The sequence below is a fragment of the Psychromonas sp. CNPT3 genome (genome assembly GCF_000153405.2).
In the GTDB taxonomy this organism is placed as follows: domain Bacteria; phylum Pseudomonadota; class Gammaproteobacteria; order Enterobacterales; family Psychromonadaceae; genus Psychromonas.
Window position 1 is genome coordinate 2,652,673 of the sequence record NC_020802.1, and the last position, 17,336, is coordinate 2,670,008.

Consider the following 17,336-nt stretch of genomic DNA (forward strand, 5'->3'; position numbering starts at 1 on the left):
ACATAAAAAAGCGTACTATTCATTTTCTTACTCTTAAATTGAGCTGTTAATGGATAATAAACATCTGCTGATTGTCGATGATCACCAAGAGATCCGTGAATTATTGCAACGTTTTTTAAAACAACATCAGTATCGCGTTTCGGTGGCTATTAATGGCCAAGAAATGAAAAAAAAACTAAAAACCGCGCAGATTGATTTAATCATTTTAGATTTGATGTTACCGGGTGAAGATGGTTTAACGCTATGTCGTAATTTACGAGCTCAATCAAATATTCCCGTGATCATGCTCAGTGCGATGGGCGAAGAGATGGATAAAATTATTGGCTTAGAAATGGGCGCTGACGATTATATTAGCAAGCCTTTTAATCCCCATGAGTTACTCGCTCGTATAAAAGCGGTGCTACGACGTAGCACTCAGATAACAAAGCAAGTAACTGACTCGCAAATACTTCACTTCGAGCGTTGGACCCTTGATATCAATCGCAGGCAACTGCTCAATCACCAAGGCATAAATATCATTTTAAGTAGCGCCGAATTTAGCCTATTAAAAGTGTTTCTTGAACATCCACAACAAGTACTCAGTCGCGATCAATTACTCGATTTAGCAAAAGGGCGTGAGGGGGATGTTTATGATCGCGCCATTGATACCCAAGTCAGCCGATTACGTAAAAAATTAGAAAAAGATCCCAAACAACCTTGTTTGATAAAAACCATATGGGGTGGCGGTTATCAGTTAGCTTGTGAGGTTGAAAATGCTAAAACTTCGCGCACTAAATAGTTTAATTGTACAGATAAGTATTGTCATGTTACTCGGCTTAAGCGCGCTGATGTTGCTTTCTATGCAACTTTATTCCTCCGATCGTCAGCAAGCCTTGCGCTCGGTTTCCAGTGAAAGCACCTTACAACGAATAAGCGCTTTAATTGAAGTGCTAAATAAAACACCGCAAAGTTTACACCCAGAGATAGTACAAGTAAGCCAAGGTATCGGCTTTAAACTCAGCCTTGATAGTTTACCGGTGATCTTAATCAATCGTAGCCTAGATCTCAGCCAGCAATTACAACAAAATCTAAGTGAGGATCGGATCTTTGATATTCGTATTATTGCTTACGACAGAAAAAATCACCATAAGCGAAAAAGACATAATAAAAAAAGATCAAGACGTAATAGTCAGCTAAGTGGATCTGTTTTATTAGGCCCTTCACTGTGGTTAAACTTTGATTCTACCATTAATGCACAAACTGAAAACGTATCATTAAAAACCATTTTGATATTGATTTCTCTTACATTTATTATATTAATGAGCATGGCATGGCTCGTAAAACGGGCACTTAAACCCCTTGATAAACTCGCCTTAGCGGCTAAAAAAATAGGCATTGAGCGAGACTTTTCAGCACTTGCCGAGCAAGGACCTTCCGAAATATTGCCAACTATTCGCGCGTTTAATCAGATGCAGCAGCACTTATCCACTTTTATTGAAGATCGTAGCAATATGTTGGCTGCTATCTCTCACGACTTACGCACGCCTATTACAAGCTTACGTTTACGTTTAGAATTTATTGCGCCCAGTGCAGATCAAAGACAAATGCTAGCGACATTAACGCAAATGCAAGACATGCTTCAAGCAACATTACGCTTTTCTCGCGATGAGGCGCAAAAAGAAAAAAAACAACGTTGTGATATTAATACACTGCTATCGACCATCTGCTATGAACGACAAGAGCAAGGCGTCAGTATAAACTTGGACTGCCCTGAAAAAGTAATTTTTAAAGTGTGGCCACTGGCACTGCGCCGCGTCATTGAAAATTTAATCAATAATAGTTTAACCTATGCAAAAGATGAAAATGGTTTAGTCTCTATTTCGATAGTATGCACATTAAAAGCCAAGCAATTAAAAATACAGGTGATTGATCAGGGCTCTGGCATTGCTGAAAAAGATTTTGAAGAGGTATTCAAGCCCTTCGTGCGCTTAGATAAAGCGCGCGACACAAGTGATGCAAACGTTGGGCTTGGACTGGCTATTAGCCGTAGTATTGTGCTTGCTCATGCAGGCACTTTACGGCTAAGTAACAACGCGAGTGGCGGTTTATGTGCAACGATTTTATTACCGCTCCTCGATGAGACTTAAAATTGTATGGCGCGTCTCGGTTTTTTTAAAGGTGCCTCGTTCTCTTCTGGGGTGTCAACAATCTCATACTCAGCGAGCTCACCTTGCAATGCGATTTGTAAATATTGCTCATTAAAATAAACCATATCTCCCGCGTATACTTTCTTACGTTTACGCGTTTCCACCTCACCATTAAGTGACACATAGCCCTCAGAAATGATTTGCTTCGCCTCCCCGCCACCGGAGACTAAATTACCCAACTTTAATATTTTATAGAGTGCAACAGGCTCTTCCCGTATCTCCACTAGCGTGGCATAAATTTCTTTCTTATCTGACATGTTATTGCTCTCTTTTTATTTTAATGGCGCGCCTCATTATCGTTGATCGCGCGTAGAGGCCCTGATAAACACTGTTCCCAGTCTTTCCAAACCACCTCATAACCTAATTTTTTTACTTGGGCCGCCATCTCTTGTGGGCTACGATCATCTGATATTTCAAACTGTTGCAACGCTTTCACACTCGTTTTTGCGTAGCCTCCAGGCTGCGTACTTGATCCTGCACTTAAAGAAGTAATACCTAGCGCTAATATGTTATCTCTAAAAGAGGGGGATTCTCGCGTCGATAATGACAATTCAACCACATTATTAAATAAACGATAAGCACAGATCAATTGCAGTAATTGTTTGTCATCCATCACTGATTTGATAGCAGCACCACCGGCACAAGGACGCAACCTTGGAAAAGAGATAGTATAACGGCTTTTCCAATATTTTTTCTCTAAATATTGTAAATGCGCTGCCACATAAAAACAATCAGTACGCCACTCTTCAAGGCCAATAAGACACCCTAATCCCATTTTTTGCACACCCGCAACGCCTAAGCGATCATGGGTGTCTAAACGATATTTAAAGTCTCTTTTTTTACCTTTTAGGTGATGCTCTGCATACGTGGGGGCATTATATGTTTCTTGATAAACTAAAACCGCATCAATGCCATGCTCAATAAGCTCAGTATATTCATCAACGTCTAACGGTTGTACTTCGAGGCTAATATGCGAGAAATATTTACGAATAACGCTTAAGGCTTGCTTAAAATAAGGCACCCCTACTTTTCGCTCAGACTCTCCCGCGACGAGTAAAATATGCTCAAAATTCATTTTTTTTATGGCGATGCATTCTTCTTCAATCTCCGCTAAATCTAACGTCTTACGACGAAGCGCATTGTGCATCGAAAATCCACAATAGGTACAAATGTTACTGCACATATTCGATAAATACAGAGGGATATAAAATTGCTGCGTTTTACCAAATCGTTGTAACGTTATTTTCTGTGATTTCATCGCCATTTTCTCTAAAAAAGGCTCCGCTGCAGGAGAGAGTAAGGCTTTAAAATCTTCCAAGTCTAATTTGGACTTTCCTAATGCGCGCTGCACATCCACCGCGCGTTTTGCGTAAATAGATAAACGCACATCATCCCATTGATAATCCTTTATTTTCTCACTAAAGCTCATTTTCTAGTCCACCTCTAAAAATGCAGTTAAAGGGCTAGATGCACAGGCAACTTGGCTTTGCCCTCCAAGTCCCGCTAAATATGCCTCACGTCCTGCTTGCACCGCTTTAGCAAAAGCGCGGCTCATCAATATAGGATCGCCGGAGGTCGCGATAGCAGTATTAACTAAAACAGCATCGGCTCCCATTTCCATCGCAAGGGCAGCGTGCGATGGCGCGCCAAGGCCTGCATCGACAATAATAGGTACGGTTGCTTGTTCAATAATTATTTCTAAAAAATCAGCTGTTTTAATGCCTTTATTTGAGCCGATTGGAGCGCCCAATGGCATGACGGCAGCGCAGCCAACTTCAGCTAAACGTTTGCATAAAACAGGATCAGCATGCACATAGGGTAAAACAATAAAACCTTCTTTTACCAGCATTTCAGCGGCTTTTAAGGTTTCTATTGGATCCGGCAGTAAATATTTAGGATCCGGATGGATCTCCAATTTAACCCAATTAGTTTGCAGTGCTTGACGCGCAAGCTGGGCTGCAAAAACAGCCTCTTTTGCATCACGGGCGCCGGATGTATTCGGTAAAAGTTGCATACCATGCGCTATCAAAGGCGCTAAAATATCATCGCCTTTATTTTGCAAGTCTATGCGCTTTAAGGCCATTGTCACCAACTCGGATTGCGAAGCTTGCAATGCTTTAAGCATGGTTTTTTGATCGTTAAATTTACCAGTGCCCGTTAATAGACGCGACGTAAATGTTTTACCTGCTATTACCAGTTTATCTTTGTTCACTTTACCCACCTGCAATTGCTTGAAAAATAGAAACAACATCATTATCTTGAAGTTTATAATGCGCCCATTGCTGCCGAGAGATCACTTCTTGCTTGATGGCAACAGCATGACCACCAATGTCACTTTTTAATAAAATGAGTAACTGCTCAATACTCAAATCGCTATCAACTTGCATCAACTGATCGTTTACTCTGATCTGCATGTTTTGCCTCCACACACCGTGCATTGATTGTTTTTTTGAATCGCAAAGGTTTGCCAATCTAATGTTTTTGCATCAAAGAGTTTGAGTTTGTTTTTTAGTGCTAAAGGTAAGCCGACAATATACTTAATGGCTTCTAACGCCTGCATCGTGCCAATAATGCCCACCACGGGGCCGACAATCCCCGAGTTACTGCAATTTAAGGCTTGCTCTTCAGTTGTGGGAAAAAGACAATGATAACAAGCAGAGTCTGCGCTCTGATTGTCAAAGAACATCAACTGACCTTCCATGCGAATGGCAGCACCTACCAATAAAGGGGTTTTAGTTTGCACACAGGCGCGGTTGATCAACTGCCTAGCGTTCATATTATCCGTGCAATCAAGCACTAAATCGATCATGGTAAGCTCAATCAATAATTGCTCTTCATGCATCGCTTTATTAATACTGCGGATGCGTATATGCGGGTTTAGCGCCTCTAAACGGGCCTTCATCGCTAATACTTTATGCTTACCAATATCTTGGCTACTATAAGCGATTTGGCGCTGTAGATTACTCGACTCTATTACATCAAAATCAGCAATAACCAAGGTGCCCACCCCAGCGGCAGCTAAATATAATGCAGCAGGGGAGCCTAACCCTCCCATGCCAATAATAAGCACTTTACTACTCTTTAATTTTTGTTGGCCCGCGCCGCCAATATCTTTTAATAAAAGGTGGCTGCTATAACGTAACGTTTCCGGATCGCTTAACATAATGAGCTCCGCTGCATTTGCTTAAATTGTTGCACTACGTCCGCGATATCGGAGGCGCCAGTGATAGCACTGACAACCGCAACACTGCCGACGCCGGTTTGATAAACGGCCGGTGCGCGCACTAAATTGATCCCACCGATGGCAACCGTTGGCGTACCTGATAATAAATCGACATATTGTTTAAGACGCGTTAAACCTTGGGGGGCGCTCGGCATGTCTTTGGTTTGTGTAGCAAAAACATGGCCCAATGCGATATAGCTCGGATTAAACTGCTGCGCGCGTAATATCTCAGCGTAGCCGTGCGTACTGAGCCCTAAACGTAAACCGGCATCCGAAATAAGGCGAAGATCGGCACTGTCAATATCTTGCTGACCCAAATGCACCCCATAAGCACCATGTTTGATAGCCAATTGCCAATAATCATTAATAAACAACCGCGCATCGAATGATCTTGCCAAGATAATAGCTTGCTTTATCTGCTCTTCAACTTGCTCAGGCTTTTTATCTTTAATACGCAATTGCACTGTTTTAACGCCACATTTTAGGACTTTTTCAAGCCAAAATAAGGAGTCCATCACCGCATATAAACCTAAATTTAAGGTCTGACAACTTGGAAAGTCTAAATTTGATGCGCCCATTAATGTAAGCTCATCATCAATATCGCACTCGACGTTCACCCACGTTGGAAAATCTTCTTTAAGATCAGGCCACGCACGCGAATACGCACAAAAGTTTTCTTTATTAGCGTCTTTTAAATAACGATTTAAATAGGCTTTAGCAATAACAAAGGCGTCTTCTAGTACGTATTCTAAGGCTAACGCACTTGCCAGGGCACTGCCTAAAATCGCCTTTTTAGATGCCACATTTAAGACGTTTAAGACGTTTAAGACGTTTAAGCGCGCGCTACTTAATGCAATAGTGCGCGTGCCATCTGCGTAATAATCGACACAACGCCCATCCATAAAGTCTAAATCACCACCACATATGAGCACGCTTTTACAGCCTTTACTTAGTAAGGCTTGTGTACTTTCAGATAATGATTGTGGCGTAATAAGCATGTGCCCCGAAAAACTAAACACCTCTTTTGCATTAACAATTAATAAATCAAGCAGAGGCAATAGATGCGTTTTGATCAATTCATGAATGGACGCTTCTTGGCGCCCTTCTACATCAAAATCAAGCTTACTTGGCGTGTATAAAACAAACGCATTATCACCCTGTTGGGCTTTTTGATCTTGTATCTTTTTACAGACTAATTGTACTTGTTCGCGGCTTGCTAAAAAGCCTATTTTGAGCACAGCAGGTGCGTCTTTTGCGAAAATACTATCTAATTGTGCACTAAATATTTTATCCGACACTCCCTCCATTAAGACATCTTGCACATGAATGGCACTATTAACATGGCAAGGCGTAGCGCCTAATGCGATAACAGTTTGTATATCACTGTGCACACCCTCGAACATATTAACGTCTGAGTAGGTCAAACTGCATACTGTATTCTTCATATAATCTTTACCTTAAACATTACTTAACATTTATTTGTTGATATATTTGCGCGCCACTTGTCTTAAATTGTAACGCTTTATCGTGCATACCTTTCTGCGCGATTTGACTGATACTCGGATCTAATATTTTGGTTGATATTTCACCCGATTCTAACTTTTTAGTAAATTCTCGTACATCTTGTGTTATTTTCATTGAACAGAATTTAGGCCCACACATCGAGCAAAAATGAGCGACTTTACTCGACTCTTGCGGTAACGTTTCATCATGGTATAGACGGGCAGTTACGGGATCTAAGCTTAAATTAAATTGATCTTGCCAGCGAAATTCAAAGCGTGCTTTTGAAAGTGCGTTATCACGTATTTGCGTGCCAGGATGCCCCTTGGCTAAATCTGCGGCATGAGCTGCTATTTTATAGGTTATCAGCCCTATTTTAACATCGTCTTTATTGGGCAAGCCTAAATGCTCTTTTGGGGTAACATAACACAGCATCGCACAGCCATACCAAGCGATTTGAGCAGCGCCAATCGCTGAGGTGATATGATCATAAGCGGGCGCAATATCTGTCGTCAAAGGCCCTAATGTATAAAAAGGCGCTTCAAAACAATCCGTTAATTGCTTGTCCATATTTTCTTTTATCATTTGCATCGGCACATGCCCCGGACCTTCGATGATAACTTGTACATCGTACTCCCAAGCCACCTTAGTGAGCTCACCTAAAATCTCTAATTCGCTAAACTGCGCCTCATCATTGGCATCTGCAATAGAGCCAGGGCGTAGACCATCACCTAATGATAAAGCCACGTCATATTGCTGACAAATTTCACAAATTTCACGAAAATGAGCATAAACAAAGTTTTCTTCATGATAAGTCAAACACCATTTAGCCATAATTGAGCCACCTCGTGACACAATCCCCGTTAAGCGCTGCGCGGTCAGTGGGACAAAACGCAGTAATACGCCGGCATGAATAGTAAAATAATCCACACCTTGCTCTGCTTGCTCAATAAGAGTATCGCGAAAAACTTCCCAGTTTAAGTCTTCAACGACCCCTTTCACTTTTTCAAGCGCTTGATAAATAGGTACTGTGCCGATGGGCACCGGTGAGTTACGTAAGATCCATTCTCGCGTTTCATGAATGTTACGACCCGTAGACAGATCCATTACCGTATCCGCCCCCCAAAGCGTCGACCAGACTAATTTTTCCACTTCTTCTTCAATCGATGAAGACAACGCAGAATTACCAATATTAGCATTCACTTTGACTAAAAAGTTACGCCCGATTATCATCGGTTCCGTTTCCGGATGATTAATATTAGCAGGGATGATAGCGCGCCCAGCGGCGACCTCTTGACGAACAAATTCAGCGCTAATATTGCTCTGCAAATCTGCACCAAAACTATTTCCTGCATGTTGGCGGTGTAACGCTTCATTTTTAATACGCTCTCGACCTTGATTTTCACGAATAGAAATATATTCCATTTCCGGCGTAATAATACCTTGGCGCGCATAATACATTTGCGTCACGCATCGGCCTTTTTTTGCACGTAAAGGCTGAGGTAGATGTTCAAAACGTAAACTATCTAAACTGTCATCATCTAAACGTTGGCGGGCAAACTCAGAACTTGGGCCGTGCAGTGTTTGTACATCATTACGCCCGGCTATCCATGTTTCTCGTAGTCGAGGTAAGCCTTTATAAATATCAATAACAACACTTTCATCCGTATATGCACCCGAAGTATCATAAACGGGGATCCCTTCGTTCTTCTCAAAAATAGGGGTCTCTTTTGAACCGCCAATTAAAGTATCATCTTGATTAATTTGGCGCATAGCGACTTTAATGGGATGGATTTTTGCATCAATAAATATTTTTTCTGAGCGGGGATAGGCTTTTTGATTTAAACTTTTTAAGTAATCTTCAGCCGCTTTTCGTGACTCTCGGCGTGACAATTGTGTTCGTGGCGTTGTTTCTAGGGTACTTTTTAATTCTTGAGACATAGCAATCTTTACCTTATTCAGAGAGAGAAGAATGCTTGTCGAATTTTGTGTGGTAAGTATAAGTTGCACATAGGCAGTGCAACTTTGACCTGTTCCCTTCGCAGGTATTAACCCAATCAGGTTCCACGGATCCCACATATAATCTGTGATCTCAGCCCTAAGGCACTCCGACAAGAAGTGCGCAGTATAGTCTCAAGGCAGACGTACAGCAACATAAATACACATGAAATAAACGCGCAACACTTAAAAAACATTACTCATTTCTCTAAATTAAGCTTTATTTATACCGCGTTTTTTCAGTTATTATTAACAATTTATTTTATAGTTGGCTCTTGTATTTGATAAAGATCTTTTTTCATTGCTGATTTATCCGCACAATTACAGGCCTTTTTTATTCCCATAGAAGAGAGTCCCCCACAACTTCCTCGTAACCTTTTATGACTAAATATAACGCCTAAAGCCATTAAAAAAAAACAACTAATAAAAACCAAAAAACTACTGATAAATAACATATTTATCTCCTAATGATAGCAATGGATTAACCTGCATGACCCTTACAGCCTTTATGCTCAGTATGACCGTTACATTTTTTAGGAACACCTTGCGATGCATCAGTTAATAAATTCGTCTCTAAAATAGCATCATCAAGTAATTGATCGATGTTATGGCGCGTATTACCTTGTTGCACTTGAATAGATGCCTGTAATAATTTAGCCAACGTATTTTCACCAATTTTACGCACAATAACCGTTTTACATTGACGCTCAATTAATAAGTTAACCAGTAACCTCTTACCCGCACAACCCGAAACATCTAAAGCAGGGTTTTTATATACCGCTATTTTACGTTTCTGCGTATTATAAAATTCAAATATTTCTGCCTTTGAAAATCGAGGGGCGAGTTTTCCGCCTGTTAACGCGATAACATAACTCATTGCTCATATCCTTCTTTGGTTTCTAAAAATAAAGCGCCTCCAAGCACTAATGCTGACGTTATTTTTTTGCGTGATGCTTTTAATATATTGGCAAAGGTTTGCCTTGATATCTGCATCTGCAAAGCAGCATCTTGTTGTGAGAGCGCCTCCATATCGACTAAGCGCACTGCTTCTAATTCATCTTTTTGCAACACTATTTTTTTTAATTTTGATAAGGGAATACCATTGGGTTTAAAAGCTTTAAATGTAGCCCCTCGCTCAGGGCAAATATGTCGTTTTATTTTAGGTCGCAATTTTAATACCTCTTAAGGAGTGCAACTGTTATACTACGCAAGTTATTGGCATATGCCAATAACTAATTTTTAGGATACACTGATGAGTAAGCTTGAATTACAAACCCTGCTGCGCAATACTTTTAAAAATAAAGTGGACTTGAACTTAGTCGCCATTGCAAAAGAGCCTAGTCACCAGCAGTGTATGATGTGTGGCATGCAAGCACCACTGGGTTTAAAACTTAATTTTTACAGTAATAACGATAACCAAATATGGACAAAAGCAAAAGGTACGTGCCATCAACAAGGCTATCAGGGGATCTTACATGGGGGATATTTAGCTGCATTACTCGATGCGGGTATGTGCAATGCTATTTTCCATCGAGGCGTACAAGCGGTCACTGGTGATATACAAATTCGTTATTTAAATGAAGTGCCTATCAATAAAGATATTCTTATCCAAAGCCAAATAACGTCTTCATATTCTGTTTTATATAAAGTTGAAGCGAGCTTATATGTTGATGGCGTAAAAATGGCAACCGCTAAAGCGCGCTTTATGCAAAGTAATAAATAGAGACGTTTTAATCCACTACTTCTTTACTAAAATTGGTATTGATCTTATCAAGAAAAGAGGTCAACAATTGCAACTCCTGCGCCTCAAACGAACAAGTTAGACGCTCTGTTAGTTGTAAATGTAAGGCATCATGCTCATCAAATAATTTTTTACCCGATGCGGTTAAACACACCAAAATAGAACGTCTATCTGTTTTATGTGGGATGCGCGTCACTAAATTCGCTTTTACCATTTTATCAATTTGCACCGTTAACGTGCCCATGGTGATCCCTATTTTATCGGCGAGCGCTTTCATCGGCATACTACCAAATGCCCCTAAAATTTCGAGAGCATGTATTAGGCCTAACGATAACCCTTTGCCTTTAATTATTTTTAATTCCCAAGCCGATAATTTTTCATAGAACTCAATAAGGGCATGATTTAATGCTTGTGTCTGTGATTTCATTTATGCACGTTCCTATCAAATAAGGTCAATCTATCCTTCAACACGAAAAATACTCACCTCTGAAAATCAAGAGCTTACTTTATCATGGAACCTTAAGTCGCGCGCAGAGCAAATACTAAACATTCTCCAATTAGCCTTAGATAATACCAAAGGAACTAAAAAGGTGATCCGTCTTGCTTGTTGAAATTATCCCTACCTGCGTTGTGAGTTTTGAAGTGAGAACAACTATCTCCTACAACTCATGCCTTGCTAGTGTTAATTTTTCCTGCGCAATACATGGAAGCTATATTAATTCCTTTGGTATAACACACGATAATAGCGACCAAAGGTAGCGCCTTATTTTGATTTTATACCAAAAACCAAGGCTAATTTTGCTTTTTTATTTTACATATTTAAGTATCAAGGGGAGAGATGCCCTTACCTTTATTGTGCGCTGTTAACCTCAATACTAATATGCGCTAACTTCTTAAAGGGTATTAAAAGCGCTTTATAATCGCTTACGCTTAAAGGCGTCACAGAAACAATAGAAATGATAGCCGCATAATGATCGCTACTCACTTTCCAGATATGAATATCACTCACATGTTGGTGTTTCTCATTTTCAATACAATCAATAATTTCTTTCTGATAATGCGCATCAATACTTTGATCGAGTAAAATGGGCCCCGTTTGCGATAACAACCCCCATGCCCAGCGACTAATGATCAATGCGCCAACAATACCCATGATGGGATCTAAAAACTTAAAGCCTAAATATTTCCCTAACACTAAAGCGACAATGGCAAGAATAGACGTTAATGCATCCGCGAGAACGTGTATATAAGCTGCGCGTAAGTTATGATCCTGATGGTGTTCATGAACCTCTCCGTGATGATGATCGTGGTGATGGTGGTGATCGCCTTTTAATAAAAAAACACTAATAATATTAACAATTAAGCCAATAACGGCCACAAAAATCGCTTCTTCAAAACGAATAGTTTGTGGGCTAAACAGGCGCATTGCCGATTCAACGAGCATGATCACTGCCACCAATAATAATGCAATAGCACTGGTGTAACCCGCTAACACACTGACTTTACTGGGCCCAAAGGCAAACTTATTGGTTTCTTTATGTTTACGCACATAATAATAAGCAAATAAGGTGATCAAAAAAGCTGCAACGTGCGTACCCATATGCCAACCATCAGCAAGCAAAGCCATTGAACCATAAAAAGTACCCGCTACAATCTCTACAATCATTGTCAGTAACGTTAAAATTAATACGTAAAGAGTATTACGCTCTCCTCGCTTATCCTGCTGATTAAAGTCATGACTGTGTTGCCAATTTTTTAACGTTGACGTTTCGAGGTGCTTGGTCATTTTATGATCCTATTATGAATATATAGTTTGATGGGCGAACTATATGTTAATCAAACGACTTTATCTATCTAAATAAACAAAAATATCAGATCTAACATTAATGATTAATAAGCAATCAGTTAGAAAAATAACCAAATTTGCACAGATAGCATTCAATAGCAGATAATTTTTTTTTATGGATTGTCACGCGAAGAGATATTAGAACGAATGTAATAGGGGAAACTAAATTGAACTATCAGAGGGCTGATAACCAAAATTTAGGTATAAAAAAACCCCAGAGACTGACGTCGCTGGGGTTGAAGCTTAGCTAAAAAATATTATTTTTTACCTGCAGCTTTTTCTTCTTTTACTTTTTCAATAACGCCTTCGGCAATACTGCTTGGACAAGGCATGTAGTTTTTGAACTCCATAGAGAACTGACCACGACCTGATGTCATTGTACGTAAGCTACCGATATAACCAAACATTTCAGAAAGAGGTACATCAGCTTTAATACGAACACCCGATACGCCAGCTTCTTGACCTGCGATCATGCCACGACGACGACTAAGATCACCGATAACATCACCAACGTGATCATCTGGAGTAAATACATCTACAGCCATGATTGGCTCAAGAAGTTGTGCACCCGCTTTAGGGATAGACTGACGGAATGCACCACGTGCTGCAAGTTCAAATGCTACTGCAGATGAATCCACGGCGTGGAAGCCACCATCGGTAAGTACGATTTCAACGTCTAGTACTGGGAAGCCAGCTAGAACACCTGTATCCATCATGCCTTTAAAGCCTTTCTCAATCGCTGGGAAGAACTCTTTAGGTACGTTACCACCAGTAACTACTGATGTGAATACGAAACCAGTACCAGGCTCACCTGGTTTGATAGTGTAATCAATTTTACCAAATTGACCAGAACCACCAGACTGTTTCTTATGTGTGTATGAATCTTCGATTTCTTGTGTGATTGTTTCACGGTAAGCAACTTGAGGCTCGCCAACGATCAAATCAACACCATAAGTACGTTTTAAGATATCTACTTTGATATCTAAGTGAAGCTCACCCATACCAGACAGGATTGTTTCGCCTGAATCGATATCAGTTTCAACTTTAAACGTTGGATCTTCTGCAACCATTTTACCGATAGCAATACCCATTTTCTCAGTTGAACCTTTATCTTTAGGCGTTACAGAGATAGAGATAACTGGGTTAGGGAACACCATTGCTTCAAGAATAACAGGGTGTTTTGGATCACATAATGTGTGACCTGTTTGTACGTTAGTTTTCATACCAACGATAGCGATGATATCACCCGCTTTTGCTGAAGTAAGCTCGTTACGATCATCTGCTTGCATTTCACACATACGACCAACACGCTCAGTTTTACCTGTAGCAGCATTCATGATCGTATCACCTTTCTTAAGTGTACCTGAGTAGATACGTACGAAAGTAAGTGCACCAAAACGGTCATCAGTAATTTTAAATGCTAACGCTTTAAATGTTTCGTTTTCAGAAACGATAGCGTGCTCACCCGTAGGTTCGCCTTCTTCATCTGTAAGTGGCTGAGGATCAACTTCATTTGGAGCCGGTAGGTAATCAACAACAGCATCAAGGATGTTTTGTACACCTTTGTTTTTGAATGCAGAACCACAGTACGTAGGGAAGAATTCTAATGTACGTGTACCTTTACGGATACAACGTTTGATATCTTCAATAGAAGGCTCTTCACCTTCCATGTACGCTTCTAATAAGTCATCATCTTGCTCAAGAGCAGTATCAAGTAGTAGCTCACGGTATTCTTCTACTTTATCAACCATGTCCGCAGGAACATCAGTTACTTCATAGTTTTCTGGAAGACCTGTGTCATCCCATATCCATGCTTTACGAGTAAGCAAATCAACAACACCAACAAACTTATCTTCAATACCGATTGGCAATACCATGATTAATGGGTTAGCACCAAGTACTGTTTCTGTTTGTTTAACTACACGGTAAAAATCAGCACCGATACGGTCTAATTTATTTACGAAAATGATACGTGCTACTTTTGAGTCATTCGCGTAACGCCAGTTAGTTTCTGATTGAGGTTCAACACCACCAGATCCACAGAATACACCGATACCGCCATCAAGTACTTTTAATGAACGGTAAACTTCAACTGTGAAATCAACGTGTCCAGGAGTATCGATAACGTTTAAACGGTGCTCTTTCCAAAAACAGCTTACAGCAGCAGACTGGATAGTAATACCGCGCTCAGCTTCCTGTTCCATGAAATCAGTAGTTGATTCGCCATCATGTACTTCACCCGTTTTATGGATTTGGCCAGTCAATTTAAGGATACGTTCGGTCGTCGTGGTTTTACCCGCATCAACATGCGCGAAAATACCAATATTTCTGTATTTAGATAAGTCTGTCATTTTTTATACTCTGTTAGTAAAAATCGTAGTCAATATTCCGCGCGTATTATACCCAAGCTTGTCGTTAAACAGAACACAGAATTTGTAAAAAAGTGAAATTTGTTGCTTTTTTCAACGAATTTTGTGTATTTCTATACAAAAAGATTGTAAAACAAGCAAGAAAACTCTTTTCTTCACATATAACGTTTATTGTGGGATCACTGCTAATGCAAATAAAAGTGAAAATACAAAGGTTGTTAATGCAGTGTTTTTTAACTGCTCATTAAAAATGAGGCCATTTTTAGGAATATCTTGCAACGTTCTATGCAATGCGATTGCTGTTTTGATTAAGGGGCTTATTACCAATAAAAAGATATATTGCCAAAGATGCGCCTCTTCTAAACTGAGAATATAACCGATAGACAATAATGGCGCCATACAAATTAAGCATAAATGGTATTTAAACGCTAAATCTCTCCCTAATAACACCACAAGTGTAATCTTATTGGCTCTTTTGTCCGCTTCAAAGTCGCGCAGATTATTAATATTTAAAACAGCTGCCGAAAATAAGCCGATACTACAGGCGGGATAAATCGCCATGCTATTAAAACTCAAATCATACAAATAAAAGCCACCGAGTACGCCGAGTAAACCAAAAAAAAGAAAAACAGAAATATCCCCCATTGCGCGGTAACCATAAGGATATCGTCCCATGGTATAAGTTATCGACGCCACAATCGCCAGTACGCCTAGCCCTAAAAATAACATCCAACTAAAAACATCATCACCTAAAGCTAACAACAACAAACTAAAACCTGAAATTAATGTAAACCCCAAGGTGCTGATTATGGCTTTTTCCATGCTTTTTTGTGATATATCGCCTTTTTGCATTGCGCGCTGAGGACCTAAACGTAATTCCGTATCCGCACCCGTTTTTGCATCGCCATAATCATTGGCTAAATTCGATAATATCTGCAATAACAACGCAGTACTTAGCGATAAAATGAAAATGAAAATATTAAAAATATGCAGTTGCAACGCAATCGCGCCGGAAATAATAATAGAAGAGCTTGCCAGTGGTAAAGTTCGTAAGCGTAGTACGCTGATCCAAACAGAAAATTTATTCATCTAAATATCCAAAATTAATACGCTAGATTAGCTATACGAGTGTAATCACGTTACATTAACAAACATCAATCTATAAATATATAAACACGCGATGCAAAAGACTAAGTTACATTTCGAGTTAGGCATAAAAAACATGCGTGCTGCATTAGAAAATTTTGCTATTACAATGGGGAACACCCCTACATCAAATATATCAATTTCTATTCAAGCGCTACCATTGTTACCTATTCTCAAAGCACAACAGAACATTTTCCCTGCTATATATTGGCATGATAAAGAGCAACAACAAAATCTGCTTTGTTTTGGCGCGATTGAAACTCATCAACAGATCCCAGACGTAAAAAACGATGCTTTATATATCGGTGGATTAGCTTTTCATGAAAAAGTGACACAATGGAATGATTTTCCAGGTACTCTTTTTATTCGCCCTGCCATCGTTTTTAAAAAAGAAAATAATAAATACTCTTTAACCTGTCACTTTAATGGGACATTTAGCATTCAACAGTGTTTACATCTATTAAATAAATTACAACCTCCAAGAGCTCTACACAAAATGGCGAATAGTATTGTTTCGCGTCAAGATATTCCCTCAAAACATAAATGGGAAGAGCTCGTTAAACAGGCAAGTCTCTGTCAGGATAAAATATCCAAAGTTGTTTTATCAAGACAAAGTACCTTACAATGCAAAAACATCATCAATAGCACTGATTTACTCCATCAATACCAGCAAGCCAACGTCAATAACTTTCTCTTTAGTTTTCAATTTTCCGATAAACACGTCTTTATTGGATGCTCTCCAGAGCGCCTGTTTAGTAAACATAAGCAACAATTAACAACAGAGGCACTTGCAGGAACGGTAGCCCGCGGTAAAACACCAGACGAAGATAAGCAACGCTCACAACAATTGCTGAACGATAAAAAAATTAAAAGAGAAAACACTTTGGTACAAAACTTTATTGTGAGTGGGCTGCAATGCCTCAATGCACAAGTGCAGTGCGAATTACCCTATGTGATGCAATTACATAAAGTGCAGCACCTTTGTGTACCCATTCACGCCACCTTAAACCCACAAACGACAACAAAAAAACTATTAGAAACGCTACATCCAACCCCTGCTGTTGCCGGGTTACCCAAAAAATTAGCATTACAATTTATCGAAGATCATGAATCTTATCCACGAGGCTGGTATGCTGGTACGGTAGGTTATATTGACGCGCACAAAAGTGATTTTAGTGTGGCAATCCGAAGTGCCTTAATTGCCAATAAAAGCATTAAATTATTTGCAGGGGCAGGGATTGTTAAAGGCTCAAAAGCCCGCCAAGAATGGCAAGAACTCGATCATAAAATCCAGACTATTTTAACCCTTTTAGCGACATAAAAAGAG

At 39.8% G+C, this 17,336-nt stretch carries 18 protein-coding genes and 1 riboswitch; of the genes, 4 read left to right on the forward strand and 14 right to left on the reverse strand.

The window, feature by feature from the left end; genetic code table 11:
* Window positions 1-49: 49 nt before the first annotated feature.
* Entirely contained in the window at window positions 50-778 is a 729-nt protein-coding gene (locus PCNPT3_RS11690) for a response regulator (RefSeq protein ID WP_015466066.1), read from the forward strand.
* The gene (locus PCNPT3_RS11695) at window positions 753-2,126 is read left to right on the forward strand and encodes an ATP-binding protein (RefSeq protein ID WP_015466067.1); all 1,374 of its coding nucleotides are present in this window, start codon (window positions 753-755) and stop codon (window positions 2,124-2,126) included. The genes PCNPT3_RS11690 and PCNPT3_RS11695 overlap by 26 nt, the downstream gene beginning before the upstream one ends.
* Here the strand turns inward: PCNPT3_RS11695 and PCNPT3_RS11700 are convergent.
* The 10 genes from PCNPT3_RS11700 to PCNPT3_RS11745 form a co-directional block, all read right to left on the reverse strand.
* Complete coding sequence (locus PCNPT3_RS11700; RefSeq protein ID WP_015466068.1) at window positions 2,123-2,443, reverse strand: RNA-binding S4 domain-containing protein; 321 nt, start codon at window positions 2,441-2,443, stop codon at window positions 2,123-2,125. The genes PCNPT3_RS11695 and PCNPT3_RS11700 overlap by 4 nt on opposite strands.
* A gap of 20 nt (window positions 2,444-2,463) precedes the next feature.
* Window positions 2,464-3,615: a 2-iminoacetate synthase ThiH gene (gene thiH / locus PCNPT3_RS11705; protein WP_015466069.1), complete on the reverse strand. Its 1,152-nt coding sequence runs from the start codon at window positions 3,613-3,615 to the stop codon at window positions 2,464-2,466.
* Between the two features lie 3 nt (window positions 3,616-3,618).
* Window positions 3,619-4,437, reverse strand: a complete 819-nt coding sequence (locus PCNPT3_RS11710) for a thiazole synthase (RefSeq protein ID WP_051043805.1) — start codon at window positions 4,435-4,437, stop codon at window positions 3,619-3,621.
* Window positions 4,400-4,600 carry a sulfur carrier protein ThiS gene (gene thiS / locus PCNPT3_RS11715; protein WP_015466071.1) on the reverse strand — a complete coding sequence of 67 codons (201 nt, stop codon included), beginning with the start codon at window positions 4,598-4,600 and terminating at the stop codon, window positions 4,400-4,402. Before thiS ends, PCNPT3_RS11710 begins: the two co-directional genes overlap by 38 nt.
* Entirely contained in the window at window positions 4,585-5,349 is a 765-nt protein-coding gene (locus tag PCNPT3_RS11720; protein ID WP_015466072.1) for a HesA/MoeB/ThiF family protein, read from the reverse strand. The genes thiS and PCNPT3_RS11720 overlap by 16 nt, the downstream gene beginning before the upstream one ends.
* Window positions 5,343-6,854, reverse strand: coding sequence for a thiamine phosphate synthase (thiE, locus tag PCNPT3_RS11725; RefSeq protein WP_015466073.1), 1,512 nt, complete (start codon window positions 6,852-6,854; stop codon window positions 5,343-5,345). The genes PCNPT3_RS11720 and thiE overlap by 7 nt, the downstream gene beginning before the upstream one ends.
* 19 nt (window positions 6,855-6,873) lie before the next feature.
* Window positions 6,874-8,850, reverse strand: a complete 1,977-nt coding sequence (thiC, locus tag PCNPT3_RS11730) for a phosphomethylpyrimidine synthase ThiC (protein WP_015466074.1) — start codon at window positions 8,848-8,850, stop codon at window positions 6,874-6,876.
* Window positions 8,851-8,926: 76 nt separating this feature from the next.
* A riboswitch (TPP riboswitch) is annotated at window positions 8,927-9,030 on the reverse strand.
* A gap of 134 nt (window positions 9,031-9,164) precedes the next feature.
* Window positions 9,165-9,362 (reverse strand): (Na+)-NQR maturation NqrM, encoded by a 198-nt coding sequence (nqrM, locus tag PCNPT3_RS11735; protein WP_015466075.1) that lies wholly within the window; start codon window positions 9,360-9,362, stop codon window positions 9,165-9,167.
* A 26-nt stretch (window positions 9,363-9,388) separates the two neighbouring features.
* Window positions 9,389-9,784, reverse strand: a complete 396-nt coding sequence (locus PCNPT3_RS11740; RefSeq protein WP_015466076.1) for a NifB/NifX family molybdenum-iron cluster-binding protein — start codon at window positions 9,782-9,784, stop codon at window positions 9,389-9,391.
* Window positions 9,781-10,077 carry a DUF134 domain-containing protein gene (locus tag PCNPT3_RS11745; RefSeq protein WP_015466077.1) on the reverse strand — a complete coding sequence of 99 codons (297 nt, stop codon included), beginning with the start codon at window positions 10,075-10,077 and terminating at the stop codon, window positions 9,781-9,783. Before PCNPT3_RS11745 ends, PCNPT3_RS11740 begins: the two co-directional genes overlap by 4 nt.
* 82 nt (window positions 10,078-10,159) lie before the next feature.
* Here PCNPT3_RS11745 and PCNPT3_RS11750 point away from each other — a divergent pair, with 82 nt between their 5' ends.
* The gene (locus tag PCNPT3_RS11750) at window positions 10,160-10,630 is read left to right on the forward strand and encodes a PaaI family thioesterase (RefSeq protein WP_015466078.1); all 471 of its coding nucleotides are present in this window, start codon (window positions 10,160-10,162) and stop codon (window positions 10,628-10,630) included.
* A gap of 7 nt (window positions 10,631-10,637) precedes the next feature.
* On the opposite strand, the gene PCNPT3_RS11755 is transcribed toward PCNPT3_RS11750, so the two are convergent.
* The 4 genes from PCNPT3_RS11755 to menA form a co-directional block, all read right to left on the reverse strand.
* Window positions 10,638-11,075 (reverse strand): MarR family winged helix-turn-helix transcriptional regulator, encoded by a 438-nt coding sequence (locus tag PCNPT3_RS11755; RefSeq protein ID WP_015466079.1) that lies wholly within the window; start codon window positions 11,073-11,075, stop codon window positions 10,638-10,640.
* 423 nt (window positions 11,076-11,498) lie between these two features.
* Window positions 11,499-12,434, reverse strand: a complete 936-nt coding sequence (dmeF, locus tag PCNPT3_RS11760; protein ID WP_015466080.1) for a CDF family Co(II)/Ni(II) efflux transporter DmeF — start codon at window positions 12,432-12,434, stop codon at window positions 11,499-11,501.
* 317 nt (window positions 12,435-12,751) lie between these two features.
* Window positions 12,752-14,845 (reverse strand): elongation factor G, encoded by a 2,094-nt coding sequence (gene fusA / locus PCNPT3_RS11765; RefSeq protein WP_015466081.1) that lies wholly within the window; start codon window positions 14,843-14,845, stop codon window positions 12,752-12,754.
* A gap of 186 nt (window positions 14,846-15,031) precedes the next feature.
* On the reverse strand, window positions 15,032-15,952 hold the full coding sequence (menA, locus tag PCNPT3_RS11770; RefSeq protein WP_015466082.1) for a 1,4-dihydroxy-2-naphthoate octaprenyltransferase: 921 nt from the start codon (window positions 15,950-15,952) through the stop codon (window positions 15,032-15,034).
* A gap of 133 nt (window positions 15,953-16,085) precedes the next feature.
* Between menA and PCNPT3_RS11775 the strand changes: the two genes are divergently transcribed.
* On the forward strand, window positions 16,086-17,330 hold the full coding sequence (locus PCNPT3_RS11775; RefSeq protein ID WP_015466083.1) for an isochorismate synthase: 1,245 nt from the start codon (window positions 16,086-16,088) through the stop codon (window positions 17,328-17,330).
* Window positions 17,331-17,336: the final 6 nt, after the last annotated feature.